Origin of the sequence: Methylobacterium sp. P1-11, assembly GCF_008329595.1 — a bacterium.
Lineage (GTDB): Bacteria > Pseudomonadota > Alphaproteobacteria > Rhizobiales > Beijerinckiaceae > Methylobacterium.
Map to the genome: position 1 here is coordinate 264,736 of NZ_NPKS01000002.1, position 13,400 is coordinate 278,135.

13 protein-coding genes are annotated in these 13,400 nt (G+C 71.1%); 11 read left to right on the forward strand and 2 right to left on the reverse strand.

Features of this window, described 5'->3' with window-relative positions; all coding sequences use genetic code 11:
* The first annotated feature begins 144 nt into the window (after window positions 1-144).
* Window positions 145-375: a hypothetical protein gene (locus CIW48_RS03495; protein ID WP_149309084.1), complete on the forward strand. Its 231-nt coding sequence runs from the start codon at window positions 145-147 to the stop codon at window positions 373-375.
* Between the two features lie 80 nt (window positions 376-455).
* Window positions 456-1,358, forward strand: coding sequence for an AraC family transcriptional regulator (locus CIW48_RS03500; RefSeq protein WP_149309086.1), 903 nt, complete (start codon window positions 456-458; stop codon window positions 1,356-1,358).
* A gap of 4 nt (window positions 1,359-1,362) precedes the next feature.
* Here CIW48_RS03500 and CIW48_RS03505 read toward each other — a convergent pair whose 3' ends face one another.
* Both CIW48_RS03505 and CIW48_RS03510 read right to left on the reverse strand, forming a co-directional pair.
* On the reverse strand, window positions 1,363-2,724 hold the full coding sequence (locus CIW48_RS03505) for an SAF domain-containing protein (RefSeq protein ID WP_149309088.1): 1,362 nt from the start codon (window positions 2,722-2,724) through the stop codon (window positions 1,363-1,365).
* A gap of 295 nt (window positions 2,725-3,019) precedes the next feature.
* Entirely contained in the window at window positions 3,020-3,940 is a 921-nt protein-coding gene (locus CIW48_RS03510; protein ID WP_149309090.1) for a LysR substrate-binding domain-containing protein, read from the reverse strand.
* A gap of 121 nt (window positions 3,941-4,061) precedes the next feature.
* Between CIW48_RS03510 and CIW48_RS03515 the strand changes: the two genes are divergently transcribed.
* The 9 genes from CIW48_RS03515 to CIW48_RS03555 all read left to right on the forward strand — a co-directional run bounded on the left by CIW48_RS03515 (window position 4,062) and on the right by CIW48_RS03555 (window position 13,352).
* Window positions 4,062-4,925, forward strand: a complete 864-nt coding sequence (locus tag CIW48_RS03515) for a class II aldolase/adducin family protein (protein ID WP_149309092.1) — start codon at window positions 4,062-4,064, stop codon at window positions 4,923-4,925.
* A 370-nt stretch (window positions 4,926-5,295) separates the two neighbouring features.
* The gene (locus CIW48_RS03520) at window positions 5,296-6,750 is read left to right on the forward strand and encodes a CoA transferase (protein ID WP_149309094.1); all 1,455 of its coding nucleotides are present in this window, start codon (window positions 5,296-5,298) and stop codon (window positions 6,748-6,750) included.
* The gene (locus tag CIW48_RS03525; RefSeq protein ID WP_149309096.1) at window positions 6,740-8,605 is read left to right on the forward strand and encodes an FUSC family protein; all 1,866 of its coding nucleotides are present in this window, start codon (window positions 6,740-6,742) and stop codon (window positions 8,603-8,605) included. The genes CIW48_RS03520 and CIW48_RS03525 overlap by 11 nt, the downstream gene beginning before the upstream one ends.
* A complete protein-coding gene (locus tag CIW48_RS03530) occupies window positions 8,602-8,817 on the forward strand; it encodes a DUF1656 domain-containing protein (RefSeq protein WP_149309098.1) in 216 nt (71 codons plus the stop codon). The genes CIW48_RS03525 and CIW48_RS03530 overlap by 4 nt, the downstream gene beginning before the upstream one ends.
* Window position 8,818: 1 nt before the next feature.
* Window positions 8,819-9,814: an HlyD family secretion protein gene (locus CIW48_RS03535; RefSeq protein ID WP_149309100.1), complete on the forward strand. Its 996-nt coding sequence runs from the start codon at window positions 8,819-8,821 to the stop codon at window positions 9,812-9,814.
* A 112-nt stretch (window positions 9,815-9,926) separates the two neighbouring features.
* Complete coding sequence (locus tag CIW48_RS03540; RefSeq protein ID WP_149309102.1) at window positions 9,927-10,958, forward strand: aldo/keto reductase; 1,032 nt, start codon at window positions 9,927-9,929, stop codon at window positions 10,956-10,958.
* Between the two features lie 201 nt (window positions 10,959-11,159).
* Window positions 11,160-12,098, forward strand: coding sequence for a pirin family protein (locus tag CIW48_RS03545; protein WP_149309104.1), 939 nt, complete (start codon window positions 11,160-11,162; stop codon window positions 12,096-12,098).
* A gap of 167 nt (window positions 12,099-12,265) precedes the next feature.
* Window positions 12,266-12,817: a hypothetical protein gene (locus CIW48_RS03550; RefSeq protein ID WP_149309106.1), complete on the forward strand. Its 552-nt coding sequence runs from the start codon at window positions 12,266-12,268 to the stop codon at window positions 12,815-12,817.
* Between the two features lie 187 nt (window positions 12,818-13,004).
* Window positions 13,005-13,352, forward strand: a complete 348-nt coding sequence (locus CIW48_RS03555) for a hypothetical protein (RefSeq protein ID WP_246695111.1) — start codon at window positions 13,005-13,007, stop codon at window positions 13,350-13,352.
* Window positions 13,353-13,400: the final 48 nt, after the last annotated feature.

Below are 13,400 nucleotides of genomic sequence, written 5' to 3' on the forward strand. Positions count from 1 at the left end.
CGGCGGCTCAGGGCCGATTGACATGAAGCATATCTTTGTAATCCTAAAGGCAGGTGCCGACGTCCAAGGCACCTCGACGCTACGGTCAGGCAATAGACCGCAGCAGTATAGCCTTCTTCATAAGTCTCAACCTGGAGAACGATCATGCAGGACAGCATCGATACCGTCCGCGAGCTGAGCGCCGCCGAGCTTGATCAGGTGGGCGGCGGCCTCGGAGTTGGCCTCACCGTCGGCCTGGGGGTCGACGCAAGCCAGGAACTCGGTGCGGTCTCGGGGCTCGTCGGCCAGGCGGGCGGTCTGGTCAGCGGCCTCGTAGGCAGCGTCCTCGGTGCGGTCGGCGGCGTCGTCGGTGGCGTAACCGGCGCCCTTCGCTGACGGCGGCGCATCGGGAGGGCGGCCGCGAGGCCGTCCTCCTCCGCCCCGGATGCGACGCCGTCGGAATCGCTTTGGCCGGCATGGACAGCACAGCCGAGAGCCTATCCGAGACCATCGCGTATGCCACCAGCGGGAGTTCCGGGCATCTCTCCGACCGTCCCGAGCTGACATGCTACGCGCCAAGCGTGCGCGGTCGCCCGGAAATCACCTTCATCGACTTCCGCTTCGCCGACGGCGGGTGGAGCACGCATGCGGTCACTGGCCTCGAGGTCGCCGCCAGCACGCAGCCCGCGGGGGCGGACCACGCGGTCGATTACGAGATCGCGGCGCGCCTGAGCGAGCGTGAGGGCCTGCTGGTCCGGCGCCCCGGCCTGAACGGCACGACCCGCTGGGTGGGTCCCTATTCCGGCCGCGTTCTCTCCTTCTCGGCCGCCGCCGTGGAGCGGCTCGCGGACGCGCCGATCGGCCGGATCGCCTTCGCGACCGATGGGAGCGATCTCCGCGCCTGCCGGAGCACCTGTCACATCCTCAGCGCCCTGAGCTGCGTGCACCAGGACGATCCATCACCCGATCCGCTGCTGATCGAGAGCCTCCATCTGGCGGTCCTGCGCTCGGTCATCGCGATCCGCGCGCCCGGACGGTCGGCCGACCCTGATCTCTCTGCGTCGCAGGCCGGACGGGCCTGCGCATATATCCGGGAGCACCTGGATCAGGAGATAACCGTCTCCGCCCTGGCCGGGATCGTCGGGCTCAGCGAAGGCTACTTCATCCGGGCCTTCCGCCAGACCACCGGGGTCACGCCCTATCAGTACATCATGCGCGAGCGGGTCGACCGGGCCGAGGCCCTGATCCGGTCCGGCGCGGGATCGATGGCGGAGGTCGCCGCACGGTCGGGCTTCACGAGCGCCAGCGCCATGAGCCGGACCTTCCGGAAACTCGTCGGACGCTCACCGACCGGGCGCACGGCCGGCCGGCGCGCCTGACCGTCTAGCCGGCAGCCCGCCCCGTCGCCCCGCGGAACAGGTCCTCCATCTCGCGCCGGACGCGGATCGCCTCCTGACCGGCGTCGAAGGTGACGTCGCTCCAGCGCACGGCCCGGCCCGCGGGCACATCGTTCTTGAGGACCATGTTATGGGCGAGCCCGATCGGCAGAGCGTCCTGCGCCAGGGACGCGGCCGCCGGCATCAGCTTGCCGTAGACGGTGAACCCGCCCTCGCCGTCGAGCCGCTCGCCGGCCCGCAGCGGCCGCTTGGCCGTGGCGGCGACGTCGCCGCGCCACTCGCCCGTCGCCCCCGTCGCCTCGCCGCGGACTGCGATGGAGGCGACGGAGATGCCGAGTTCGAGGCCGATCAGGTGATAGGGCTTGTAGGTCGCGGCGAACCGGCCGCTCGCGTCGGTCCTGAGGCCGTACTGGGCGAAGCAGTCGCGCACATAGGGGCTCGGCGCCTCGAACACCGCGTAGACACCCCAGCGCAGGTCCCGGAAGACCGGCCGCCCGTCCCGCTCCACCGACGAGACCACCTCGACTGTGCCGCGCTCGGTGAGGAGGCCGCCATCCGCCACGGGCTTCAGGATGCTCGGCAGGTCGTCGACGCCGCAGGGCGGGAAGGCGAGGCCGTCGCGGGGCGGGGTGAGCCCGCAGGCATTGGCAACGGCGGCCATCTCCAGCGCCGACTTGGTGCCGTCCAGGAAGGAGTTGAACATCTGCGGGTTGAAGTCGCCGCCCGCGACCTGGCTCTCGCTGAAGCCGTAATGGCCCCAGACCGTATCGGGCGTAGAGGCGTGGTAGGCCGGCAGGTACTTGGTGCCCTTGCCGGCACAGATCACCTCCAGCCCGATGGTGCGGGCCCAGTCGACCAGCTCGGCGATGAGCGCCGGCTGATCGCCCGAGGCCATGGAGTAGATCACCCCGGCCTCGGCCGCCCTGCGCGCCAGCAGCGGCCCGGCCAGGACGTCGGCCTCGACGTTGACCATCACGATGTGCTTGCCCGCCGCGAAGGCCCGAAGTGCGTGGCGGATGCCGGCGGCCGGGCTGCCGGTGGCGTCGATGACGATGTCCACGAAGGGGCTCGCGATCATCGCGTCGGCCTCCTCGGTGACCAAGGTCGTGCCGGCCCTGGCGGCCTCCTCCAGCCCGCGTGCCGCGAACCGGGCGTCGTCCCAGCCCACCCGCCGGAGCGACGCGCGCGCCCGGTCGGGCGACAGGTCGGCCACCGCGATCAGATGGATCCCGGCCGTGCGCGGCGCCTGCGACAGGTACATCGCGCCGAACTTGCCGGCCCCGATCAGGCCGACCCGGACAGGCCGGCCCTCATTGGCACGCCGCTGCAGCTTGGCGAATAGGGACATGGGGCGTTCTCCCTGAGCGGCGCACGGTCGGGCCCTGGCTCCGCCGCGTTCGCCTCGTTGCTTGGACCTGAACCTAGAGCGGCTCCCGATCCCGTTGAGACCTGTCGAACGACAAGACCGGCACCGTCGGTTCGGACGATGGAACGCGCCGCCGCTCCCGTGCGGGAGGGGGAATCCGCTCGGGCTTCTGCACCGTCGACGGCTCCGGGTTCCGGGCTCGCCTGCGAGGCCGGAAACGACACCGTGAGTCACGGCGCTGTGACCGAAGCGCTAGCGTCCCGCCGGCTCCTCCGAGTCAGGCCGGCTCAGCCCTTCGCCCCGACCGGCTCTCGGCCTCCACCTCCAGGAGCCAGCGGCGAAAGGCCCGGATCTTCTCCAGAGCCCCGTCGCGCTCGCGGTAGCAGATGAAATGGAGGTCTCGAGTCAGGCTCTCGACCCGGCCGCCGCCGAGGCGAACCAGCTGTCCGGCGGCGAGTTCGTCCTGCGCGAACCGCAAGGTCTCCAGCGCCACGCCGAGTCCCTGAACGGCCGCCGAAATCACCAATGCTCCCCGGTCGAAGGCCGTACCGGCGCCCCCGGCCGGGACGGGCAGGCCGTTCTGGGCGAACCAGTCCGGCCAGCGGACGGGACTGAACGACGAGTCCAGGCGGGTGAAGGGACCGATCGCTCCGGGCGCGGCCGACTCCGCAGCCCAGGCGACCTCCGGCGCGCAGAGCGCGGCGATCTCCTCCGGCCCCAGGGACTCGACGGTCAAGCCGGGCCCGCGCGGCGGGCGCCCATAGGCGATCAGGATGTCGATTGCCGCCTGCCGGCCGAGATCCACCGGTTCTGCGCTGGTCGAGAGCCGGATGGCGATATCGGGATGGCTCTCCACGAAGGTGGGCAGCCGCGGCCCGAGCCACTTCGCCGCGAAGCTCGGGGTGCAGTGGACGGCAAGCGACGACGGCACAGGCGGGCCGAGTTCGGCGCAGACCGACTCGATCGCGTCGAAGGCGCTGGAGAGGCCCGCGAGCAGGCGCTGGCCGTCGGCGGTGAGCAGCGCCTGACGATTCGACCGCCGGAACAGGGCGCGGCCGAACCAGCGCTCCAGGCCCCGGATCTGGTGGCTCACCGCGGAGGGCGTGAGGTGCAGCTCCTCGCTCGCCCGGGCGAAACTGCCGAGACGCGCGGCCGCCTCGAAGGCGCGCAGAGCCGGGAAGCTCGGTATCCGGCGCATGCGGAATCCATGAACCAAATTCACGAAAAGGGTGAAAAATCGTCGTTTGTCAACGCGGAGAGGCAGCAGGATAGTGCCAGCCATCCCGCGATCGGCTGCGCCCCGCCGGCAAGGACACGCCATGCTCGACGATCACGCCCACGACGAGGCCGTCGTCCTCGATCTGCCCAACGACGATGCCGGCCGCAAGCGAACCTCGATCTACCAGCCCGAACAGGCCGGCCTGGTCTTCCCGGAAATTCCGGATTTCGCCACCCATGCCGAGGCGCGCGCGTACCGCAAGCAGCACCTCGTCGCCGCCTGCCGCGCCTTCGCGCTGCACGGCTTCGACTATGGCTTCGCCGGACACCTGACGATCCGCGACCCGGAACGGCCGGAGCTGTACTGGACCAACCCGATGTGCGTGCACTTCTCGCAGGTGCGGATGTCGAACTTGATCCTGGCCGACCACAAGGGCCGGGTGGTCGAGGGGCGTCACGCCATCAACCGGGCGGGCTTCGTCCTCCACGCCGCCGTCCACGAAGAGCACCCCGAGGTCATGGCGATGTGCCACGCGCACACCACCTACGGCACCGCGTGGTGCGCCACTGGCCGACCGCTCGAGATGATCAGCCAGGACGCGGCGGCCTTCTACAACAGCCACGCGGTGATCGGCGCCTCGGCCGGCGCCGTCGCGGTTGAGAAGGAGAGCGGCCTCTCGGTCGCCCAGCAGATCGGCCGCAACCGCGGCGTGCTGCACCAGAACCACGGCCTCCTGACCTGCTCGCAGCACAGCATCGACGACGCGGCCTTCTGGTTCATCGCCCTGGAGCGAGCCTGCCAGCAGCAGCTCCTGGTCGAGGCCTCCGGCATCAAGCCGCAGCTCCTCTCGGAGAAGACCGCGCGCTACAGCCGCGAGCACGTGGGCAGCGACTATATCGGCTGGCTGCACTTCCAGACGCTGTACAACCACATCGCCGAGACCCAACCGGACATGTTCGCCTGAGCCCGCGTCCTCCGCGGACGGCACCGCGACGCGCATCGGGGCCGGCCCTTCGGCGGGGGCCGGGGTCGATCAGCCGGGCTCCGCCGCGCGGATCCGCCGCCCCTCGTACCGAGCCCGCGGACGGATCATGATGCCCTGGCAACCCTGCTCCATGACGTGCCCCGCCCAGCCCCGGCTCCGTTCGAGCATGAGGACCGTGAAGGGCGCGCTCCGCGGTAGGGACGCCTTGCGGATCGGGGCCGTGAGCGCGAAGTCGAGCGTCGAGGACTTTGGCGCGGTCCAGCCAGTCCGTCATGTTGATCAGTTGGATCAAGATTGATTGATCCGCCGACGGCCGGCAGGGTGCGCGCACCCTTCGAGGGCCGCGACCATGCTCGAACGACACGCCGCCGGTGACGCCCTGCCGTCGATCCTCTCGGAGGTGCTGGCAGCCCTGGCGCTCCCGCCCGATGCCGGGGAACGGCTGACGGTTACCGGCGCGGAGAATCTGCCATCCTGCTTCCCGGTCACCGCGCTGGCGACGGCGGCAATCGGTGCCGCCGGCCTCGCCGTCTCCGAGCTCCTGGGCCTGTTCGGACACGCGCCTGACGTAAGGGTGGACCGGCACTTGGCCTCGGCGTGGTTCGGGACGTCGCTGCGACCGTGCGGCTGGACGATACCGGCTGCCTGGGATCCGATCGCCGGCGACTACCGGACAGCGGATGGCTGGATCCGACTGCACACCAACGCGCCCCACCACCGCGCCGCCGCCCTCGCGGTCCTCGACTGTCCGGGCGAACGGGACACCGTCGCGGCCGCATTGGCGGGGAAGGCGGCCGAGCCCCTGGAAGCCGCGATCCTGCGCGCGGGCGGTTGCGCCGCTGCGATGCGCAGCCCGGAGGCGTGGCAGAGGCTGGACCAGGGCCAAGCGGTCCGCGTCGAACCTCTGGTGTCGATCGCGGCGATGTCCGGCCACCGCCCGTCGCTATGGCGCCCGGACCCGGCCCGACCCCTCGCGGGGATCCGGGTCCTCGACCTGACCCGCATCCTGGCGGGTCCGGTGGCCACGCGCTTCCTGGCGGGACTGGGTGCCGAAGTCCTGCGGATCGACCCGCCCGGCTGGAACGAGCCGTCCTTGGCGCCCGACATCACCCTGGGCAAGCGCTGCACGCGACTTGACCTCCATCGGGCAGCCGACCGGCGCCAGTTCGAGACCCTGTTGGCCGAAGCGGATATCCTCGTGCACGGATACCGCCCGGGCGCCTTGGACCGGGTCGGCTACGGGGAGGCCGGCCGTCGGGTGCTCAACCCGGACCTGATCGACGTCGCGCTCTGCGCCTATGGCTGGACCGGACCCTGGGCCGGCCGCCGCGGCTTCGACAGCCTCGTCCAGATGGCAACGGGCATCGCGGCGGCCGGGCAGCGCTGGAAAATGGCCGACCGGCCGGTGCCGCTGCCCGTCCAGGCGCTCGACCACGCCACCGGCTACCTGATGGCAGCCGCATCCCTACGGGGCCTCATCGCCCGTCTGCGGGATGGGCAGGCCGTCACCGCGAAGCTCTCCCTGGCCCGGACGGCAGGTCTGCTCACGGATCATGCCGGCGGCGCACCCGGCTCCGCCTTCAGCGGGTATCAGGATCGGGACTTCGCACCGGAGATCGAGCACACGGCGTGGGGACACGCCCTCCGGCTGCACGGGCTCGTGCGGATCGATGGTGCTCCACTGCGATGGGACCGCCCCGCCTGCGCTCTCGGCTCGACGGAGGCGGCGCAGGTCCGGCATTTCGCTGGCGCGCCATTTTCCGGCGCGAGCACCCGCCCGGAGGAGGTACGCCATGGCCGGTGAGACCGCTCTCCCGGACTTCCGATCCGCCCCCTCCGACACGCTGCAGCGGCTCGCGGCATGGTGGCCGCGGGAGGCGGCCGAGGCTTTACGCATCGCGCTCACCGCCATCGCGGCGATCTGGCTCGCCATGTGGCTCGAACTGGCGCTGCCGCACTGGGCTGGCTGGACGGTCATCTCGGTGACCCTCGCCACCCGCGCGGCCTCCCTGCGCAAGAGCCTGTGGCGGGCCGGCAGCACCCTGGTGGGCGTCGCCGTCGCGATGGCGCTGGTGGCCAATTTCGCGCAGGCGACCATGGCCTTCGACCTTGCGCTGGCCCTGTGGATGGGCCTGCTCACCGCGGCCTCCAGCGTCGAGAGCGGCCAGCGCGCCTACGGCTTCGCCTCGATGGGCTTCACCGTGCCGATCATCGCGCTGGCCGACGTCCAGAATCCGGAGGCGGTGTTCCAGATCGGCGTCGACCGGTGCTCGACGATCCTGCTCGGGATCGGCTGTGCCTACGCGTCGAACGTGTTCGTCGCTCCGGGCGTCCCGGCCGTCAGCCGCGCCCTGGCGGAGCGGCTCGAGGCGGCCGCGGAGGCCTGCGACGTCTGGATGGCCGCCCTGCGGCGGGGCGCGCGGCCCGGACCGATGCCGATCGCCGCCGTGATGACGCTGGGCGAGGTGGTCACCGACACCTTCACCGAGCAGCCCTCCTTGCGCTCCGGCGGCCGGGGCATCCGCAACGCCGCGCCGCGGCTGCGGCGTGTGCTCGCGGCGGGCCTGCTGCGTGCCCTGCTGCCGGACCGTCCGGGATCGCGCTCGACCGATCTGATCGGGGCCAGCGGGGCGATCGCCGTCCGGCAGATCGGGCGCGTCCGGGTCTCGGCGCAGCTCCTGCGCGCCGGAGGTCGGGTGGGACGGCGGCGCGTACCGTTCCGCCCGCACCTGCTCCTGTGGAACGACCTCGACTGGGACGGCTGGCACGCTTTCGACAACGCCCTGCGCACCGCCGCCGCCGTCCTGATCGTCAACGGCTTCTGGTACGTCACCGGCTGGTCGCACGGGGCCGGCGCCGCGACCTGGGCGAGCCTCGTCTGCGTCCTGCTCGCCGCGCATGCCGATCCGCGGGCGGAGTCCCGGGCCTTCCTGATCGGCGCGCTGCTCGCCGCGGTGGTCGGGCTCACCCTGCGCTACACCCTGCTGACGACAACCGGGAGCTTCGCGCTCCTGGCCGCCGTGCTGCTGCCAGTGGCGATGCTGGCGGTGGTCGGCCGGGCCGACAAACGCGCGATCTACGGGATCGGCTTCGGCTTCTTCGTCTTCGGCGTTCTCGATCCCAAGAACCCGATGACCTACGACCTCGCAGACTCGCTCAACACCGCGCTGGCCGAGCTGCTCGGGATGGCGGTGGCGGCCGTCGCATTCTCGGCTTTGCCTCCGCCGGTGCGTGCCGCGACCCTGCGGCTGCGGGCCCGTCGCCGGCTGGTCCGGTCGGTGCGCGGTGCGGCCCTCGATCCGGCGTTCCTGCTGCCGCCGCTCGACCGCTATCTCGCCCGAGGCTTCGGCCGGCTCGCCCTTATCGGGGCGGAGGACCAAGCGGCCCGCAGCGGCGAGCGGCTGCTCGTCATCGGGCTCCTGCTGCTCGCCCTGCGGGAAACGGACGACCGGGAGGGCCGCCGTGTTGGCCGTATGGTCTGGGCCCGGTTCGTCGCGCCGCGTCCGGCAGAGCCGACGACGGTGCCGGATCCCTTGCGCGATCTCGCCGACCGGGCGACCTTGCCGCTCCAGGCGGAGCGCATCGGGGCGCTGGCCGCCCTCGTGTCGGATGTCGACCGCGCGGGCTGGCCGAACCTCGATCCAGGGGTGCAAGCGTGATCGGATTGCGGGCGGTCGACGTGCTGGGGCTCTTCGTAGAGCCCGCGGTGATCTGCCTGCTCGCCGCCCTGGTGATTACCTGGGGCCTGCGCTGGATCCTGGACTGGATCGGCATCAACCACCTCGTGTGGAACCGCGCCCTGCTCGACTTCAGCCTTCTGACCGCCGTGACGGCGCTGCTGATCCTGTCCCTGCGCATCCAGGGATCGTGACATGGCCACGAACCCGCGACCGTCGCTGCGCGACTGGCAGCCGCCGCCTGCCTACAACGTCGCCGCCACCTTGCTGGCGCTCGCATCGGCCGTCGGCCTCGCCTACCTCGCCTTCCTCTACTACGCCTACACGCCCTGGACCCGGGACGGACGCGTACGCGTCTACACCGTGCAGGTTGCCCCCGAGGTCTCGGGGACGGTGGTGGCGGTCCGAGTCCGCGACAACCAGTTCGTCCGCAAGGGCGACGTGCTGTTCACGATCGACCCCGGCACGTTCAAGAACGCCGTGACCCAGGCCGAGGGCGCCCTCGAAAGCGCTCGGGCGCAGGCCGGATACCTCGCGGGGATCGCGCAACGCACCGCCGCTCTCGACGATCTCGCCACGACGCCGGAGCAGAAACAGACGACCAGCGGACAGGCGCAGGCCGCCCAGGCCAACGTGGTCCAGGCGGAGGGCGCGCTGGCGCAGGCGCGGCTCAACCTGGAGCGCACGACCCTGCGGGCCACCGTGAACGGCTGGGTCACCAACCTGCTGCTGCAGGAGGGCGGGTTCGCCGCCACGGGGCAGCCGGCGCTGACGCTGGTCAACGGCGACAGCTTCTGGATCGAGGGCTATTTCGAGGAAACGCAGCTCCCCCGCATCGGCGAGGGCGACGCCGCGCGCGTTTCGCTCATGGCGTGGCCGGACCGTCCGATCCGGGGCCGGGTAACCGGCCTCGGCCGCGGCATCAGCGTCGCCGACGCTGCCCCCGGCGTCCAGGGGCTGCCGACGGTCAACCCGATCTTCACCTGGGTCCGGCTGGCGCAGCGGGTGCCCATCCGGATCGACCTCGACGACGTGCCCTGCCCGATCGTGCTGGCGGCGGGGATGACGGCGAATGTCGCGATCCTCGCCGAGAAGGCCGGGTCGCCGGCCACCCTGCCGCCGGATCGGCGCACGGGCGCGGCGGCCGGCCAGCGCTGCGACGGGACGCAGGGCGTCGGGACGCGGCGCTGAGGACGGCCGCGGAACGTCGTGCCGACCGACCACCGGGAAAGCCGGAGCGCCTCGCCGTGTTAGACCCGCAGGCGCGCCGATGGGCGGCGCCCGCGATCGTTATGAGGACGTGATGGACTACAGGCAGTTCGGACGCTCCGGCCTCACCGTGCCGGTGCTCAGCTTCGGCACCGGCACCTTCGGCGGGACGAACGAATTCTTCCAGCGCTGGGGCCAGACGGACGTCGACGAGGCAACCCGCATGGTCGATCTCTGCCTCGATTCCGGGGTTAACTTCTTCGACACGGCCGACATCTACTCGGCGGGCGCTTCGGAGGAAATCCTGGGACAGGCCTTGAAGGGCAAGCGCGGGCGCGCGCTGATCTCCACCAAGGCGACCTTCCGGTTCAACGACGACCTGAACCAAGTCGGCTCCTCGCGCTACCACCTCATCCGCGCCTGCGAGGCCAGCCTGAAGCGCCTCGGCACCGACCATATCGACGTCTACTTCATGCACGGCTTCGACGCGCTCACCCCCGTGGACGAGACGCTGCGGGCGCTGGACGACCTCACCCGCGCCGGCAAGATCGGCTATATCGGCGCCTCGAACTTCTCGGGGTGGCAGCTCATGAAGGCGCTCGCCACCTCGGAGCGCCACGGGCTTTCCCGCTACGTGGCCTACCAGGGCTACTATTCGCTGATCGGCCGTCACTACGAGTGGGAGCTGATGCCGCTGGGCATCGACCAGGGTGTCGGCCTCATGGTCTGGAGCCCGCTCGGCTGGGGCCGCCTCACCGGCAAGATCCGCCGCGGCCAGGCCAACCAGAGCGGCCGCATCGCCGCCGGCGGTGCCGAGGGCGGGCCGCCGGTCTCCGACGATTACCTGTTCGGCGTAGTCGACGCCCTCGACGCCGTGGCGGCCGAGACCGGCAAGACGGTGGCGCAGGTGGCGCTCAACTGGCTGCTTACCCGTCCGACCGTGTGCAACATCGTGGTCGGCGCCCGCACCGAGGAGCAGCTGAAGCAGAACCTTGGCGCCCTCGGATGGAGCCTGACGGCCGAGCAAGTGGCGCACCTCGACGCGGCGAGCCAGGAGACGCCGATCTACCCGTACTGGCACCAGAAGGGTTTTGACGAGCGCAACCCCAAGCCGACCGTCTGGTAGACAGGCTTCGCGTGGCCGAGGCCAGATAGGCTGAGACCGGAAACGATGCGTTTCGATCGTTTCTGTTTCAACCCGGACGATCCCGGTCCAAGATGCCTGCGGATGACGGGCCGGTCCTGGACGGCCGGCCCCAACCCTCCGGGGCGATGCCCGCGGCAGCCGATGGCGCCCCGCCCTCCGCCGCGCGAAGGAGATAAGGCGATGAGCTGGCACAGTGCCGAGGACCCAATCCCGGGCGACCATTTCAGCTGCGACGCGATCCGGACCCTGATCGTGCCCCGCTCGCGCGATCTCGGCTCCTTCGCGGTGCGGCGGGCGCTGCCCTCCACCGAGTGCCGGATGGTCGGCCCGTTCATCTTCTTCGACCAGATGGGCCCCTCGGAGTTCCTGCTCGGGCAGGGCATGGACGTGCGGCCCCACCCGCATATCGGCCTCTCCACCGTCACCTACCTGTTCGACGGGGAGATCATGCACCGCGACAGCCTCGGCACGGAGCTGCCGATCCGGCCGGGCGAGCTGAACTGGATGACGGCCGGCCGCGGCATCACCCATTCGGAGCGCACGGCCTCGACGCTGCGTCAGACCGGCTCCCGGTTGTTCGGCATCCAGAGCTGGGTCGCCCTGACGGACCGAGACGAGGAGAACGCGCCCGCCTTCGAGCATTACGACGCCGCCGCGCTGCCGGTTCTCACCGGCGAGGGCAAGACCGTCCGGCTGATCGCGGGCGAGGCGTTCGGCGCGCGCTCGCCGGTCCGGACCTCGAGCCCGATGGTCTACGCCGACGTGGCGCTCGAGGCCGGCGCCGTCCTGCCCCTCGATCCGACCTACGACGAGCGGGCGATCTACACGGTCGCGGGCGCCATCGAGATCGCCGGCGACGGCTTCGGCCCCGGCCAGCTGCTGGTCTTCCGGCCCGGCGACCGCATCAGCGTGCGCGCTCTGGAGAGCTCCCGCTTTATGGTGCTGGGCGGCGAGCCGATGGATGGTCCGCGCCATCTGTGGTGGAACTTCGTCTCCTCTCGGCCAGAGCGGATCGCGCAGGCCAAGGAGGATTGGCGTCAAGGCCGGTTCGACACCGTGCCCAACGACGCCGAGTTCATCCCGCTCCCTGAGGACCCGCAGCCCGTTCGGTATCCGTAAGCCAGGACCGCGATCCGGCAGTCCCAGATGCAACGGCAGCACGTATACTCTCAATAAAACAACCCTAGAGAGCATATTAACGAACTGTTAACCATTGTCGGCCGATGTGGCACGACCGCCGATGCCTCACCGAAGGCATGCGCTGCACTTTGTCGGCAAGACGCGCGATGGAACAGACGAAGCATTCCAAGGCCGAGGCGTCGGACCTGATCGAATCCGCCGCCTGCGGCGCCCGCGAGGCAACGACGCGGATCGGCGCCGGCAACCTCGTCCTGCTCGCCTCGGACGCGCGTGCCTTGCCGCAGGGCAAGAATCCGAGTCCGTCGCCGGTCGAGCGGTGGCCAGATCTGCTGGAGCGAGTGCAGGGCGCGGCGCGCTACATCCGGGACGTCGAGGAGCGTGCGCAGGAGCAGGAAACGCACGTCCAGGACCTCCTGCGGCAGGTGGGGGCTGATATGGACGCGGCCCGGGCGCAGGTACGGGCGGCCGAGCGGGAGACCCACGAGGTCCATGCGCAGGCCATCAAGCTGATCCAGGCCGCCGAGGAGCGAGCCGCGGCCGCAGAGGCGCGGGCCGCGGCGGCGGAGCAGATGCTCCAGCGCATCGCCGAGACGATCGACGCGGAGTTCGTGATGCAGGCGGGTGGCCAAGTGGGCGGTCAAGCGGGCGGCGTGCAGCACACCCGTACCCCGACCTCGGCGGCTCGGGCGGCTTCGTGACCGGCGCCGTGGCGTCGCGGCGGCGATGAACGCGGCGTTCTGGGCTCAACTCGACGCCCGCATCGCGTGCGCGCAATCAGATCCAGCCGCTGTGATTAGCGACCGGCTCGGGACGGCCGGCGCGCCGAAACCGGCTGCGCTCCCCGCAGCGCCAGCCGCATCCTCTTGCGAATCCCCGTCGGGGCCGGTGGCCGACTGGACCAAGGTCCCGGACACGCTGTCGGCCGCGAGCGTCGCGGCCCAGGAGCAGGATCAGCGCCTGCGCCAGCAATCCACCACCTGCGAAGCGCTGACTGGGGATCTGGAGGCGGCTCGGCAGGAGATCCAGAGTTTGAGGGCGCTTCTGCAGGAGGCGCAGGCCCAGGCGGCCGTGCAGGTCCGCGCGATCGAGGCGCGGGCCGGCGCGCGTGTCCGGGAGGCGGAGGCGCGCGCCGAGGCTGCCAACCTGCGGGCGGAGGCGGCCGAGGACTGGCTGAAACGGATCGAGCAGGCCAGCCGGGACCTGCTGCCGAACGACCGGCACGCGGCCGCCTGAACGGCGGTGCGCCAGCGGAGACGAAAGCGAATCCGCGGCTGCCGGCCG

Excerpts from the sequence above, each read along its gene's own strand:
- CIW48_RS03495 (WP_149309084.1), top strand. The coding sequence starts at position 145 with ATGCAGGACAGCATCGATACCGTCCGCGAGCTGAGCGCCGCCGAGCTT.
- CIW48_RS03500 (WP_149309086.1), top strand. The coding sequence starts at position 456 with ATGGACAGCACAGCCGAGAGCCTATCCGAGACCATCGCGTATGCCACC.
- CIW48_RS03505 (WP_149309088.1), bottom strand. The coding sequence starts at position 2,724 with ATGTCCCTATTCGCCAAGCTGCAGCGGCGTGCCAATGAGGGCCGGCCT.
- CIW48_RS03510 (WP_149309090.1), bottom strand. The coding sequence starts at position 3,940 with ATGCGCCGGATACCGAGCTTCCCGGCTCTGCGCGCCTTCGAGGCGGCC.
- CIW48_RS03515 (WP_149309092.1), top strand. The coding sequence starts at position 4,062 with ATGCTCGACGATCACGCCCACGACGAGGCCGTCGTCCTCGATCTGCCC.
- CIW48_RS03520 (WP_149309094.1), top strand. The coding sequence starts at position 5,296 with ATGCTCGAACGACACGCCGCCGGTGACGCCCTGCCGTCGATCCTCTCG.
- CIW48_RS03525 (WP_149309096.1), top strand. The coding sequence starts at position 6,740 with ATGGCCGGTGAGACCGCTCTCCCGGACTTCCGATCCGCCCCCTCCGAC.
- CIW48_RS03535 (WP_149309100.1), top strand. The coding sequence starts at position 8,819 with ATGGCCACGAACCCGCGACCGTCGCTGCGCGACTGGCAGCCGCCGCCT.
- CIW48_RS03540 (WP_149309102.1), top strand. The coding sequence starts at position 9,927 with ATGGACTACAGGCAGTTCGGACGCTCCGGCCTCACCGTGCCGGTGCTC.
- CIW48_RS03545 (WP_149309104.1), top strand. The coding sequence starts at position 11,160 with ATGAGCTGGCACAGTGCCGAGGACCCAATCCCGGGCGACCATTTCAGC.
- CIW48_RS03550 (WP_149309106.1), top strand. The coding sequence starts at position 12,266 with ATGGAACAGACGAAGCATTCCAAGGCCGAGGCGTCGGACCTGATCGAA.